This window comes from Ruminococcus sp. SR1/5, assembly GCF_000209835.1.
Taxonomy (GTDB): domain Bacteria; phylum Bacillota; class Clostridia; order Lachnospirales; family Lachnospiraceae; genus Blautia_A; species Blautia_A fusiformis.
Window position 1 is genome coordinate 2,860,124 of sequence record NC_021014.1, and the last position, 14,925, is coordinate 2,875,048.

13 protein-coding genes and 1 pseudogene are annotated in these 14,925 nt (G+C 46.4%); 13 read left to right on the plus strand and 1 reads right to left on the minus strand.

Annotated elements, in window-relative coordinates; translation table 11 throughout:
• Positions 1–285 precede the first annotated feature (285 nt).
• A complete protein-coding gene (locus tag CK1_RS14315) occupies positions 286–492 on the plus strand; it encodes a beta/alpha barrel domain-containing protein (protein ID WP_015526880.1) in 207 nt (68 codons plus the stop codon).
• A gap of 70 nt (positions 493–562) precedes the next feature.
• Here the strand turns inward: CK1_RS14315 and CK1_RS14320 are convergent, their stop codons facing one another.
• Positions 563–901, minus strand: a complete 339-nt coding sequence (locus CK1_RS14320) for a hypothetical protein (RefSeq protein WP_015526881.1) — start codon at positions 899–901, stop codon at positions 563–565.
• A 334-nt stretch (positions 902–1,235) separates the two neighbouring features.
• On the opposite strand from CK1_RS14320, the pseudogene CK1_RS14325 reads away from it, so the two are divergent.
• From CK1_RS14325 to spoIIAB, 12 genes and pseudogenes are all read left to right on the plus strand, one after another.
• Positions 1,236–1,948: pseudogene (locus tag CK1_RS14325) on the plus strand (ABC transporter ATP-binding protein).
• Complete coding sequence (locus CK1_RS14330; RefSeq protein WP_015526883.1) at positions 1,942–2,610, plus strand: hypothetical protein; 669 nt, start codon at positions 1,942–1,944, stop codon at positions 2,608–2,610. The pseudogene CK1_RS14325 and the gene CK1_RS14330 overlap by 7 nt, the downstream one beginning before the upstream one ends.
• Positions 2,586–3,854, plus strand: coding sequence for a hypothetical protein (locus CK1_RS14335; RefSeq protein ID WP_015526884.1), 1,269 nt, complete (start codon positions 2,586–2,588; stop codon positions 3,852–3,854). Before CK1_RS14330 ends, CK1_RS14335 begins: the two co-directional genes overlap by 25 nt.
• 259 nt (positions 3,855–4,113) lie before the next feature.
• The gene (locus tag CK1_RS14340) at positions 4,114–5,811 is read left to right on the plus strand and encodes an ABC transporter permease (RefSeq protein WP_306288956.1); all 1,698 of its coding nucleotides are present in this window, start codon (positions 4,114–4,116) and stop codon (positions 5,809–5,811) included.
• A gap of 486 nt (positions 5,812–6,297) precedes the next feature.
• Entirely contained in the window at positions 6,298–8,952 is a 2,655-nt protein-coding gene (locus CK1_RS14345) for a valine--tRNA ligase (protein WP_015526887.1), read from the plus strand.
• 15 nt (positions 8,953–8,967) lie between these two features.
• Positions 8,968–11,079, plus strand: coding sequence for an LTA synthase family protein (locus CK1_RS14350; protein ID WP_015526888.1), 2,112 nt, complete (start codon positions 8,968–8,970; stop codon positions 11,077–11,079).
• Positions 11,080–11,249: 170 nt separating this feature from the next.
• On the plus strand, positions 11,250–12,548 hold the full coding sequence (locus CK1_RS14355) for a bifunctional folylpolyglutamate synthase/dihydrofolate synthase (RefSeq protein ID WP_015526889.1): 1,299 nt from the start codon (positions 11,250–11,252) through the stop codon (positions 12,546–12,548).
• On the plus strand, positions 12,545–12,697 hold the full coding sequence (locus CK1_RS14360) for a hypothetical protein (protein WP_015526890.1): 153 nt from the start codon (positions 12,545–12,547) through the stop codon (positions 12,695–12,697). The genes CK1_RS14355 and CK1_RS14360 overlap by 4 nt, the downstream gene beginning before the upstream one ends.
• A gap of 10 nt (positions 12,698–12,707) precedes the next feature.
• Positions 12,708–13,415: a hypothetical protein gene (locus CK1_RS14365; RefSeq protein ID WP_015526891.1), complete on the plus strand. Its 708-nt coding sequence runs from the start codon at positions 12,708–12,710 to the stop codon at positions 13,413–13,415.
• A 104-nt stretch (positions 13,416–13,519) separates the two neighbouring features.
• Positions 13,520–14,032, plus strand: coding sequence for a hypothetical protein (locus CK1_RS14370; protein ID WP_306288957.1), 513 nt, complete (start codon positions 13,520–13,522; stop codon positions 14,030–14,032).
• Positions 14,033–14,156: 124 nt separating this feature from the next.
• Entirely contained in the window at positions 14,157–14,516 is a 360-nt protein-coding gene (locus CK1_RS14375) for an anti-sigma factor antagonist (RefSeq protein WP_015526892.1), read from the plus strand.
• On the plus strand, positions 14,500–14,925 hold the full coding sequence (spoIIAB, locus tag CK1_RS14380) for an anti-sigma F factor (RefSeq protein ID WP_015526893.1): 426 nt from the start codon (positions 14,500–14,502) through the stop codon (positions 14,923–14,925). Before CK1_RS14375 ends, spoIIAB begins: the two co-directional genes overlap by 17 nt.

Genomic DNA, 14,925 nt, shown 5'->3' on the forward strand with positions numbered 1-14,925 from the left:
GGGTTCCGAGGTTTTTTCCGGGGTCTGCAACACCTCTATCCCCGGTTCAAATCCGGGTGGCACCTCTTAGAAAGCCCTGGAAATTCATCTTTCCAGGGCTTATTTTTTCTATAAAAATGTACTTGCTGAAGACCGTGAAGACAGACTTCTGGAAGATCGGACAGCATCAGGAAAGGATGCTGTCCGACAGATCAGGAAGTTTTTTCCGTAAGCAGGATTCGTTTACGATTATAAACCAGATGAAGGTACATGGCATCCTGAGCACGCAAAGCGTCATGCTCTGCTATGGCAGCTCCTTATACAGGAATCCGTTTTATGCCTACCGGCGGGATCAATGCGAAAAACCTTGAGGACTATCTTTTCTGTGACAAAATCCTCTGCTGCGGCGGAAGCTGGATGGTAAAAGGAGATCTTGTGAAGGCAGGAGAATTTGACAAAATAAGAGAACTGACAGCAGAAGCAAAAAAGCTTGCGGATTCCATAAGAAAGTAATCAAACTTAATACACATATTCAATAAAAAAGACAGAACCCTGCACAACCAGGCAGAGTTCTGCTTTTTTGTCAATTATTGTGAAAATAGATCAATGAAGCAGGATCGGCAGAAGATTTTTCCGCTTCAGCTGCCGGATCAGCTACAGGATCCGCAGAAGGTTTCCGAAGATCCATTCGGTAAAGATAAAAGATCCCACCGAAGAAACCGGGAATCAGTCCGGCGTATCCACCGGCACATAAGATCACAGTCAGCTTCACCATCAGTTCTGTCTGAAGTTCCAGACAAACAAGTAATCCTGCAAGAATTCCGGCTGCACTCCATCCAGCTGTCAAAAGTGCAAGAAAAACAGCTGGCGCAGGGGCCTTTTTTAAATTTTGATCTAAGTGATTCCACAGTACTTTATACATAATCCATCCTCCTGTTTTGCTGGAATTATACTTCTGCTGTTGTCAGCAACAGTCAGCCATAATATTGCAGCCATAATATTGATTTCCTTTATCTGTCTGTATTATAGAAAAGAAATGTAAAATACAAATGCGCAGGAATGAAAAATCTTTGTAAAATATAAGTAGAAATTGCATTTTGAATTAAGAACCGATATACTTATAAATATAGTTATTGATAATATTCGATCACAGCCGAAAACATTTTTCTACAGCTGTGATACGTGAGTGAGAGAATTAAAAGGGGGCAGATAAAAGCCCCCTGAAATCATATAGAGAGTAAAGAGGAGGGGTGGAAATGGAGCATACGGAAGACTATGTGAAGCTGGAGAATGTATCCAAAATCTATGGCTCAAAAGAAGTGAAGATCATAGCTGTGGATGAGATCAGCTTCCGGATAAAAAAGGAGAATTTGTGGTTGTGGTAGGACCAAGCGGTGCCGGAAAGACAACGGTGCTGAATATCCTGGGCGGAATGGATAAGGCCACATCCGGCAATGTCTGGATCGATGGAAAAAATATTGCAAAATATACAGACCGGCAGCTGACCGGATACCGGCGGGAGGATATTGGATTTGTATTCCAGTTTTATAATCTGGTGCCAAATCTGACTGCATTGGAGAATGTGGAGCTTGCTCTTCAGATCTGTAAGAATCCTCTGGATGCCAGGACAGTTCTGGAGGAAGTAGGGCTGAGGGAGAGACTGACCAATTTTCCGGCACAGTTATCCGGCGGTGAGCAGCAGAGAGTTTCCATAGCCAGAGCGCTGGCGAAGAATCCAAAGCTTCTGCTCTGTGATGAACCTACAGGAGCGTTGGATTATCAGACCGGCAAGGCAATCCTGAAGCTCCTTCAGGATACCTGCAGGGAACGGGGCATGACGGTTATTGTCATTACTCACAACTCTGCATTGACACCTATGGCCGACCGTGTGATCAAGATCAAAAACGGCAAGGTTTCCAGGATGACTGAAAATGCACATCCCACACCAGTGGAAGAGATTGAATGGTAGGTGACGGAATGAAGGCATTACACAAAGATTTCTGGATGGAGATCCGGAAAAGTAAAGCACGTTTTATCTCGATCTTTCTGATCGTGGCACTGGGTGTTGCATTTTTTTCCGGGATCCAGGCGTCTTCTCCGGATATGAGATATTCAGGAGATGCTTATTATGAAGCAGCAAAGCTGATGGATCTGAAGATCCAGGGAACACTGGGACTGACGCAGCGTGATGTAAAAGCGGTATCGGATATTGACGGTGTGGAACTGGCTGAGGGCGGTTACTCTACGGATGTTATGAGTGGAGAGGACGATGCCAGGAAGGTTCTTCATCTGGAAGCCATCAGCAGCAATTTTAATCTGCTCACAGCAGATGAAGGAAGGATACCGAAAAAAAGCGGTGAGATTTTTCTCGACAAGCCATTTGCAAAGAATCGGGGGTATAAAATCGGGGATACCATATCTGTCAGTGAGGATGGAGACAGTGAGCTTCTGAAAAAACAACCTATACAGTTGTGGGAATCGGAAGCAGCCCTCTTTATATTTCATTTAACAGAGGAAATACGACTCTTGGATCGGGTGAGGTCAGCGGCTTCGGATACATTCTTCCAGAGGATTTTGAACAGGAAGCTTTTACCCAGATCTATATTATGGTTCATGAATCCGGGGATGTGATCAGCTATACCGATGCCTACGACAATCTTATCAAAAAGATCCGGAAACGCGTGGAAGGTATCGAAAAAGAACAGTGCAGCCTGCGCTACGAGGAGATCGTCGCAGAAGCCAATGAAAAACTGGATGATGCCAGAAAAGAGCTTGAGGACGGAAAGAAGGAATCCGAGGAAAAGCTTGGCGACGCGAAGAAAAAGCTGGATGATGGGAAGAAGAAGTATGAGGATGGAAAAAAAGAGTACGAAGATGGAAAACAGCAGCTCAGTGATGCAAAAAAGGAGCTGACCGATGGAAAACAGCAGCTTGCTGACGGAAGAAAGCAGATTGAAGATGGATGGTCTCAGCTTAACAGCGCAAAACAGCAGGTGGAAGACGGTCTGTCCCAGTTAAATGCTGCCAGATCCCAGCTTGCCGACTCCGAAGCCCAGATAAATGAGAAGCAGGCAGAGCTGACTGCCGGATATGAACAGCTGACTGCCGCAAAACAGCAGGTAAGTGACGGCGAGGCCCAGCTCCGGGAAGCGGAAAAAACACTGGAAAGCAAACAGGCTGAGCTTGAAAGTGGAAGAGAACAGTTGGAAAAGGGAAAGAATACGATCAAAGAAACAAAGGCTGCTCTCACCAGTCAGAAAGAACAGTGTGAGGCAGGACTTGTACAGGTTTCCGAGGGCGAATCCCAGATCAGTTCCAGTGAAGAAGCCCTTTCCGGGCAGCAGGCACAGCTGGATGAACTGACCAGTCAGAAAGAGGCATTAAGCAGTCAGGCGGCGGAGCTGCAGGCGCAGTATGATGCTGGTGCGGAAGCAGGAAAAACCGAGGAAGAGCTGGCGGAGCTTTCCACGCAGATCCAGACTTTAAATGGTCAGATCAGTGCAATGGAAGAACAGATAAATGCCGGTCAGGCACAGATCGACGGGGCGCAGGCAGAGCTTACTGCAAAAAAATCAGAGCTGGCCCAGACAAGAGCTACCTTGGAGAGCAGCCTTGGTCAGATCAATGAGGGCTTCAGCCAGATCAAGGAACAGGAAGAGACACTTTCCCAGACAGAAGCACAGCTGAACGCAGGCCAGGAAGAACTGGATAAAGGGAAAAAGAGCTGGAAACAAAGAAAGCTGAGCTTTCAGCGGCAAAAGAAGAAATTGCGGCAAACCAGGCAACTCTGGATGATGGCCAGAGCCAGCTGGATTCGGCCAGAGCCCAGCTCAGCTCAGGGCGGCAGCAGCTGGAGGAAAAACAGGCCCAGTTAAATGCCGGTCAGGCAGAGATCCAGGCCAATACAGAAAAGCTTACCAGCAGTCAGGCAGAACTGGATGCAAATGAACAGAAGCTCCTGGATGGTGAAAAAGAGATCCGGGAAAATGAACAGAAATTAAAAGACGCCAAAAAGACCTGGAGGACGCCAAAAAGAAGCTTTCCGATGGAAAGAAAGAATATCAGGACGGCAAAAAAGAAGCCGATGACAAAATTGCGGAAGCCCAGCAGAAGATCGAGGATGCCCAGAAAGAGGTGGATGATATTGAAACACCGGAGTGGATCGTCACGGACCGCAATGACCTTCCAGAATATTCGGATTTTGGTGATAACGCAGAGCGACTGAAAAACATCGGAAAGGTTTTTCCGATGATATTCTTCCTTGTAGCGGCTCTGATCAGTCTTACCACGATGACACGAATGGTGGAGGAACAGCGAACCCAGATCGGAACCATGAAAGCGCTAGGATACGGAAAAGCATCCATTGCATCCAAGTATCTCAGCTACGCATTTCTGGCTACAGTAGGTGGAAGTATCGCAGGAGTACTTTTCGGAGAAAAGGTTCTTCCGTTTATCATTATCCAGGCGTATGGAATCATGTACTGGAATATTGGCGATCACATGCAGCTGGATTATGAGTTACAATATGCACTGATTGCTTCCGGGGCAGCGGTGATCTGTACTATGGGCGCTACACTGTTTTCCTGCGCAAAGACCCTGGCAGAAACACCGGCATCTCTGATGCGTCCGCCTGCACCGAAAGAAGGAAAACGGATCCTTATTGAACGGATTAGCTTTATCTGGAAGCATCTGAGCTTTTCCTGGAAATCGTCCATGCGAAATCTTTTCCGTTATAAAAAGCGTCTTTTTATGACCATTTTCGGAATTGCAGGAAGCATGGGACTGATGCTTGTAGGATTCGGACTTTATGACTCCATTATGGATATTGCGATTCTCCAATATGACCAGATCCAGCACTATGATGCCATGGTGATCAATGATGAGGATGCCACAGACAGCCAGGAAAAGGATCTTCTGAAATTCCTGGACGGAAACAGCGAGATCGATCACTATACCCGTGTGCAGCTCACCAAGATGACGGCACCAAAAGAAAAGGGAAGTGTCAGTATCTATGTGTATGTTCCGGAAAATACGGAAAATTTTAAAGAGGATGTAACGTTACGTGACAGAAAGTCCCACGAGCAGTATGAGCTTACCGATGATGGAGCGGTGATCTGTGAAAAAACGGCTTCTCTTATCGGTGTGAAAACAGGAGACGAGATTACCCTGGAGAAAGACAACAGAAAATATAAAGTAAAGATCACTGCTGTCACGGAGAACTATATGGGACATTACGTTTACATGACCCCACCCTGTTATGAAAAAACATTCGGAGAGAAACCGGAATATTCAAGTACAGTATATACTATGAAAGAGGATGCAGAGAGTGATCTGGAAACTCTTGGAAATGCAATCCTGAAATATCCGGCAGCTTTAAGTATCAGCTATACAAGCAGCACAGCAGGTCAGGTAGAGCGAATGCTGGGATCCCTCGGAGCGGTGATCTGGGTCCTGATCATTTCTGCCGGAATGCTGGCATTTGTGGTACTGTATAATCTGAACAACATCAATATCACAGAGCGGCAGAGAGAGCTTGCAACATTGAAGGTCCTGGGATTTTATGATGGCGAGGTTTCCCAGTATGTATTTCGGGAAAATATCCTGCTGTCCTTCATAGGGATTCTGGCAGGCGCAGTGTTCGGAATCTTCCTTCACCGGTATGTGATCACAACCGTTGAGGTAGATGCGGTGATGTTCGGAAGAAATATCAAGCCAATAAGCTTTGTTTACAGTGGAATCATTACCTTTGGGTTCTCCATGTTTGTAAATATGGTGATGCATTTTAAGCTGAAAAAGATCAATATGGTAGAGTCACTGAAGAGCGTGGAATAAAATAATGAAATGCCAGAAAGATCTTCGTATCCGGAAATATGTGAAATCCCAGGAAAAGCAGGCCTCTGTCTTGACAAAAAAGAAAATTTCATTATAGTAGGAACATGGCAAAGGCGTTGAATAAGAGGAGTATGCAGATCTACGCTGACAGAGAGAAATGCACAGACGCAAGAGAAGCGCAGGTTGAAAGGCATTTTCAGATGGAGGACTGCAGAAGGTAGCTTAGGAGCCGGGAAACTGAAAGCAGAAATGCAGAAATGCAGAACAGATGCAGATGCTGCTGTGTAGGTTTTCACGTACCCCGCGTTAAGGGACAAGAGATAGACGGGAATAACAGATGTTTTTTCCGGATAATGAAGGTGGTACCGCGAGAATGATCGCCCTTCGCACATTAGTTATTGGCTTTTGTGTGGAGGGCGTGTTTTTTCTTGCAGAGAACAGGAGCATTTTAAGGTTCCTATAATCAGAAAGATTCAGGAGGAAAACATGAGTAAAGAACTTGCAAAGACTTATGATCCCAAGGGTATTGAGGATCGTCTGTACAAAAAATGGATGGATAACGGATACTTCCATGCAAAAGTTAATCCGGACAAAAAACCTTTTACAATTGTAATGCCGCCGCCCAATGTAACCGGACAGCTGCATATGGGACATGCACTGGATGAGACCATGCAGGATATCCTAATCCGTTTCAAAAGAATGCAGGGCTATGAGGCTCTCTGGCAGCCGGGAACTGACCATGCAGCCATCGCTACAGAGGTTAAGGTAACAGAGAAGCTTCGTAAGGAAGGGATTGACAAGAACGAGATCGGCCGTGACGAATTTATGAAACATGCCTGGGCATGGAAAGAGGAGTACGGCGGAAAGATCATCAATCAGCTGAAAAAGCTGGGAGCATCTGCAGACTGGGAGCGTGAGCGCTTTACCATGGATGAGGGCTGCTCCAAGGCTGTTCAGGAAGTATTTATCCGCCTTTATGAGAAAGGCTATATCTACAAAGGCTCCAGGATCATCAACTGGTGTCCGGTATGCCAGACCTCTATTTCTGATGCAGAGGTTGTGCATGAAGACCAGGACGGATTTTTCTGGCACATCAATTATCCCATCGTAGGTGAGGAAGGACGTTTTGTTGAGATCGCGACCACTCGTCCGGAGACACTTCTCGGCGATACAGCAGTTGCTGTAAACCCGGAGGATGAAAGATATAAAGACCTTGTAGGAAAGATGCTGAAGCTTCCTCTTACAGACAGAGAGATCCCGGTTATTGCCGATGAGTATGTTGACAAGGAATTCGGAACAGGCTGCGTTAAGATCACACCGGCACACGATCCCAACGACTTTGAGGTTGGACGCCGTCATAACCTTGAGGAAATCAACATCTTAAATGATGATGCCACCATCAACAGCCTTGGCGGAAAATATGCAGGTATGGACCGTTACGAGGCACGTAAGGCCATGGTAGAGGACCTGAAGGAGCAGGGACTTCTTGTAAAGGTTGTTCCGCACAGCCACAGTGTTGGTACCCATGACCGCTGCGGTACAACGGTAGAGCCGATGATCAAACCACAGTGGTTTGTAAAAATGGACGAAATGGCAAAAGCTGCTATCAAAACTCTGGACGACGGAAAACTTCAGTTTGTTCCGGCACGTTTTGACAAGACTTACCTGCACTGGCTGGAGAATATCCGTGACTGGTGTATTTCCCGTCAGCTTTGGTGGGGACACAGGATCCCGGCTTATTACTGCGATGAGTGCGGTGAGATGGTGGTTGGAAGAGAGATGCCGGAGAAATGCCCGAAATGCGGATGCACACATATGCATCAGGATGAGGACACTCTGGATACCTGGTTCAGTTCCGCACTGTGGCCGTTCTCCACACTTGGATGGCCGGATAAGACACCGGAGCTTGAGTATTTCTATCCTACAGATGTTCTGGTAACCGGATATGATATCATCTTCTTCTGGGTTATCCGTATGGTATTCTCCGCACTGGAGCAGACCGGTGAGACACCGTTCCACCATGTACTGATCCACGGTCTGGTACGTGACTCACAGGGACGTAAGATGAGTAAGTCTCTTGGAAACGGTATCGATCCGCTGGAGGTTATCGACAAATACGGCGCAGATGCCCTTCGTCTGACACTGATGACAGGTAATGCACCTGGAAATGATATGCGTTTCTACTGGGAGCGTGTAGAATCCAGCCGTAACTTTGCAAATAAGATCTGGAATGCTTCCCGTTTCATTATGATGAACCTGGAGGGCAAGACAGTAACAGCGCCGGAAGACCTGAACGCACTGTGCAACGAGGATAAATGGATCCTTTCCAGACTGAACACAGTGATCCGTGATGTTACTGAGAATATGGATAAATATGAGCTTGGAATCGCTGTACAGAAAGTTTATGACTTCCTGTGGGATGAGCTCTGTGACTGGTATATCGAGATGGCCAAAGTAAGACTGTGGAAAGCAGAGGAGAACCCGGCAGCAGCAAACGATGCACTGTGGACACTCCGCACTGCACTGACACAGGGACTGAAGCTTCTTCATCCGTTTATGCCGTTTATCACAGAAGAGATCTACTGCACACTGCTTCCTGAGGAAGAGTCCATCATGATCTCTGACTGGCCGGTATATAAAGACGAAATGAACTTTGCAGATGCTGAGAAAGCAGTTGCAAGCTTCCAGGAAGTTGTACGTGGAATCCGTAACACCAGAAACGAGATGAACGTACCACAGAACAGAAAGACAAATATCTACATCGTAGGCAAGGACGCAGAGAGCTGTGCACGTTTTGAGTCCTGCAAGAAGTCCTTTACAAACCTTGCGTTTGCAAAAGAGATCCACGTACAGCAAGATAAGAACGGAATCGGTGAGGATGCGGTATCCATCGTTGTGGCAGACGGTGTGGTTTATCTGCCGCTGGAGGATCTGATCGACCGTGAAAAAGAGATCGAACGTCTCACAAAAGAGCAGGAGCGACTTACAAAAGAAATCGCACGCTGCGAGGGAATGCTGAACAATCCGAATTTTGTGAACAAGGCACCTGCAGCCAAGGTAGAGGCAGAGAAGGAGAAACTTGAGAAATACAAAGAGATGAAAGAGAAAGTGAACCTGCAGTTAACACAGATGGTGAAATAACGAAGGAGTGTTTTAATGAAGTGGTGTAACTTTTTCAATAAGATTTCGCTGATACTTCAGGCTCTGGGCTGTGCAGTCCTGTACTTTGTGATCGAGGCCATATGCAGGCACTCGTTCACAGAGGCGTGGACCTACATGACCACAAAGCCGCTTGTATTTGCTTATAATGCAGCGTTTATCTTTACAACGATGCTGATTGTTTATCTCTTCCGAAAGAGAATTTTCTGGCGTATCTTTGTGGGTAGCTTATGGCTGTTTCTGGGAATCGTAAACGGTGTGCTTCTTCTCAACCGTGTCACACCGTTTACAGGACCGGATGTGAAGAATCTGACAGATGGTCTCAGTATTGCAAAAAAATATCTGACCCATACCCAGATGACCATAGGTGCAGTTCTTCTGGGGATTGCAGTTCTGATTCTTCTGATCATCCTGATAAGATCGCCGAAGTACAGAGGCAAGCTGAAATATAAGGTAAATATTCCGCTGGTCCTGGTCGGGGTTCTTGCATTTGGAGGAATCACACAGCTTGCTCTGGAAAAAAGAGTTCTTTCCAATTATTTTGGAAATATTGCCATAGCTTATGAGGATTACGGATATCCCTACTGTCTGGCAACGACGATCTTTAATACTGGAATCAGTGCCCCGAGAGACTATTCCAAAAGCGAGATCAAAAGGATCGAGAAGTCGGAAGAAAATCTTCCGGAAACGAAAGAAGGCAGTCATCCGAATATTCTGTTTTTGCAGCTGGAGTCCTTTTTTGATCCTACGCTGGTAAATTATCTGGAGCTGTCAGAAGATCCTATTCCGAATTTCAGAAAGCTGATGAAGGAGTATTCCTCCGGATATTATAAGGTACCTTCCGTAGGAGCTGGAACCGCAAATACTGAGTTTGAATCCATTACCGGAATGAGCCTTCATTATTTTGGACCGGGTGAATATCCGTACAAGAGTATCCTTAAGGAAACTACCTGTGAGAGCGCACCGTATGTTCTGAAGAATCTGGGCTATACTGCTCATGCAGTACATAACAATGAGGCGAATTTCTACGGAAGAAGAAGCATTTTTCCGAATCTGGGATTTGATACCTTCACTTCGGCAGAGTACATGAAGGATGAAAATCAGAAGAACCCGTTGGGCTGGACCAAGGACAGTGTCCTCACCGATGAGATCGTCAAGTGTCTGGATTCCACAGAAGGACCTGATTATGTATATACTATTTCCGTGCAGGGACATGGAGATTATCCTTCAGAACCGGTACTGGAAAATCCGGAGATCACAGTTTCCGGGGCACCTACTGACGAGCTGAATAATAAGTGGGAGTATTATGTAAATCAGATCCATGAGATGGATAATTTTGTCAAAGAGCTGACTGACAGGCTGGCAGATTATCCGGAAGATGTGGTACTGGTCATGTATGGTGATCATCTGCCGACCATGGGACTGACCGTGGAGGATGTGGAGAATAAATATCTGTTCCAGACAGAGTATGTGATGTGGGATAATTTCGGACTTAAGAAAAAGAAAGAAAATCTTGCGGCATACCAGATGGCAGCAGAGGTTATGGATCGTGTAGGTATCCATGAGGGAAATGTTTTCAAGTATCATCAGGCAAGAAGAAACACCAAAAATTATCAGGTGGATCTGGAGACCCTGCAGTACGATCTTCTCTACGGAAAGCAGTATACATATGACGGAGCGAATCCTTTTGAGCGGACAAAGATGCGTATGGGAATCTATGATACCACGCTGGATTCCATTCAGGTTGTGTCTGAGACGGATCACACCTATTATATCCAGGGGACAAACTTTACGCCGTCCAGCCAGGTGAAGATCAACGGAGAATGGTATGATACGGTTTACGTGAATCCTACCAAGCTGATCATTACCGGAAAGGAACTGGATGATTTTGACCGGCTCTCGGTAGTGCAGCGAAGCAACAGTTCCACAAGAAAGGCCATGACAAAGAGCCATGACCGGGCGGTCTATGCGCTGCTCGCTGACAGCAAGTGGAAGCTTGACAGTGAAAAGAGCAGTTCTGATACAGGGTCAATGGAGGAAACGGATACAGCGTCAGAAACGGAATCCACAGAAGATTCCGGTGAAGAAAACAGTACAGACAACCAGTAAATGGCATAGAAAAGATACTCCGATACAAAAAATGTCGGATAAAATATTACGATTAGGACTGGACATCTTCCACCACTATTATATAATGGTATCGTAACGAACAGGAGGGGAGAAGCTTTTCTCCCCAAAAGTTCTTTACGAATACATTATAGATAAGTGATGGTTTTTTTATGAATTACGAAGAAGCAGTTGCGTATATTGAAGATATACCGAGATTTACTACTAAGAACAGCCTGGACCATACCAGAGAATGCTTAAGAAGACTTGGAGATCCGCAGAGGAAATTCCGTGTGATCCATGTGGCAGGAACCAACGGAAAGGGAAGTACCTGTGCTTTTATCACATCGGTCCTTCGGGAAGCAGGATATTCCTGCGGACTTTTTACATCTCCTCATCTGGTGGAGATCAACGAGCGTTTTCAGATCAACGAGGAAGTGATCGATGACGATACTTTCCTTCGTGCTTTTGAAAAAGTTAAAAAGCTTTCCGATGAGCTGGTTGCGGAGGGAAGCTATCATCCCACCTATTTTGAGACACTCCTTCTGATGGGAATGGTGATCTTTGCAGAAGCCGGCGTGGATTATGTAACACTGGAGACCGGTCTTGGCGGACGTCTGGATGCAACCACTGCTGTGGAGGATCCGGCAGCCTGTGTGATCACATCCATCAGCCTCGATCATATGCAGTATCTTGGAAATACAGTTTCCGAGATCGCAGGAGAGAAGGCAGGGATCATGGTGCCGGGTGTTCCGGTGATCTACGATGGAAATGATCCGGATGCGGCCGTAGTGATGCGTGAGCATGCAGAGAAGCTGGGATGTCCATATTATGAGCTGAAACGGGAAGACACAGAGATCCATAAGATCACAAAGGACGGAATCCGATTTTCTCTTAAGGACGAGACATATGGTGATACCGTATTTGATATACCGTTTATCGCCCGTTATCAGGTTATGAATGCAGCTCTTGCGGTGAAAACCATTCAGGTACTGGAAGATCAGATTCCGGTATCTCTGGAGGCTCTGAAGGCTGGTATGGCAAAAACACGCTGGCAGGGAAGGATGGAAACGGTTCTTCCGGGTGTGATCGTAGATGGCGCACATAACGAAGACGGTGTTGAGAAGTTTGTAGAGACAGCAGAACATTTCCAGAAGGAATTTCCTCTGACTCTGCTGTTTTCCGCAGTGGATGACAAGGACTATACGGATATGATCCGCACGATCTGTAGCAGGATCCGTTTTCGACATGTGATCGTCACACAGGTAGGCGGATACCGCAAAGTTCCGGTAGAAGAGCTTGCGGAGATCTTCCGTGAAGACGGAGTACCGGAAGTGGAAGCAATAGAGGATGTTCCAGCAGCTTTTGAACGGGCAGTAAAGGAAAAAGGTGAGGATGGAATGCTGTTCTGTGTAGGATCCCTTTATCTGGTCGGTGAGATCAAGGCTGTGATCAGGAGGAAAAAATTATGATCGATTACGAAGAGGAACTGAAGAAATTTGAACCATGTCTGGATGTGGCAGATGTAGAAGGTGTCATTTATGACCGGGAGATCACAGATATCATGGATGTACTCCAGGAGATGCTGCGTGAGGTCAAGAGCAACAGACGTGTAAGATAAGGAGAAGTGGATGAACTGCATAAACTGTGGAGCGTTCCTGACGGATACAGATCTGGATTATTGTCCGCACTGTGGAGCCAATGTACTGATCCAGAAGAAGGTGGATTATCTTTCCAAGCTTTATTATAATCAGGGGCTGGAAAAAGCCAGCATCCGGGATCTGTCCGGGGCGATCAGCTGTCTGAAGCAAAGTCTTGCTTATGACAAACGGAATATCCGTGCAAGAAATCTTCTTGGTCTTGTATATTTTGAGACCGGTGAGGTGGTTGCCGCACTGAGTGAGTGGGTCATCAGCAAGAATATCCAGAAGAACCGAAATCTGGCTTCAGAATATATTGCCAGGCTTCAGGCAAACCAGAACAAACTGGAAACAATCAACGAAAGCATCAAGAAATATAACAATGCCCTCGCCATGTGTAGGGAAGGCCATGAGGATATGGCGGCCATCCGCCTGAAAAAGATCCTGTCCCAGAATCCCAAGCTGATCAAGGGGTATCATCTTCTTGCTCTGATCCAGATGAAGAATCAGGAGTGGAATAAGGCGAGAAGAACCCTGAAAAAAGCAGCCAGGATCGACAAGACCAATACCACCACACTTCGTTTCCTGCGTGAAGTTGACGAGCAGACGGGTGTTACCACAAAGATGGAAAAACGGCGTAAGGGCTTGTTTGGAAATGAAAAAATGAGAATGATAATATTTCAGGAGAAATCGTTGTAAGGCCGTCGTCTTATAAAGAAAGATCAAAGATATCACTTTTCTTTACCACGGTACTTGGATTTGCGGCAGGGGCGGCAGCATTCTGGCTCCTTGTGCTGCCGGCTGTGAAACAGGATATTTACAGGCAGGCCAATCAGCAGATCATACAGTACAGTGATTCTCTTTCCAGCCAGAGCGTGGAGCTTACCAAAGCTCAGGGAGAAGCTGCCCAGTCCAGTGATACGGCAGATGCAGTTGCCAAGCAGGCAGAGGAAGAGCAGAAACGCAGTCAGAGCTATGAGGCTTTGTTTAATGCATATACTGCCATGCAGCAGGAGGATCTGGATACAGCGGCGCTGGAACTACAGAAGGTATATGTGGATACACTGTCAGATTCTGCAAAGGGGATTTACAGTACTATCAGCGGAAAGACTGGTGTAAGCGGGATCGAGAGCGGAGCTTCTGACGGAACGTCCAGTGCTGACAGCAGCACAGATGGAACAGCTGAAGCTGGAGCGGATGCCGCAGCTTCGGCGGGAGAAGATGCACAGAGCTCTGACGGAGATTCCGGAGAAGACAGCAGCTACAGTGACGGAGGATATGAGGATTCCTCTTACGATGGAGGTTATACAGAATAAAAAAGATCATAACTCATACAGAGGAGAAACCTCGGATAAGGGGAATGTGCGTTGGCGCATTCCTCTTTTTTACCCTTTGGTCATGAGAAATGGAATAAAAAATCAAAAATGGGGGAATGATAGAATGACATCAGGTTTTGAAAAATCCGGAACCGTGCTGACTGTACATCTTCCGGCGGAACTGGATCATCCGGTTTCTGATGAGATCCGGAGAGATTCAGACCGGATTATTGGACATAACTATATAAAAAATATGATTTTTGATTTCTCAGAGACCGTTTTTATGGACAGTTCCGGGATCGGTCTGCTGATGGGTAGGTACCGGGCACTTGGCATGAGGGGGAAATGTGTGCAGGTTGTCAATGTGAACAGTCATATTGCAAAGCTTCTGCGGCTATCTGGAGTGGGAAAATATATTGAAATCTGTGGAATTAAAAAATCGGCAGGTGAACAGGAGGGTGTTTATGATGGAAAACACAAATGAAATGACGATCATTTTTGACAGCAGACCGGTAAATGAAGCACTGGCAAGAGTTGCTGTGGCTTCATTCTGCACACAGCTGAATCCTACGCTGGAGGAAATTTCGGATCTGAAGACCGCAGTATCGGAGGCAGTGACCAACTGCATCATACACGGGTATGAAGGAGAGATACATAAGATCCGTGTAGAATGTCGTCTCCGGGGGCAGGAGCTTCAGGTAGATGTGACAGATCACGGAGCCGGGATCCCGGATATCAAAAAAGCCATGGAGCCTCTGTTTACCACAAAGGCTGATAAAGACCGCTCCGGTATGGGGTTTACATTCATGGAGGCGTTTATGGATGAGCTTCAGGTGGAATCGGAGGTTGGCCGTGGAACTACAGTGCACATGAAAAAGATCATCAGGAGGTAA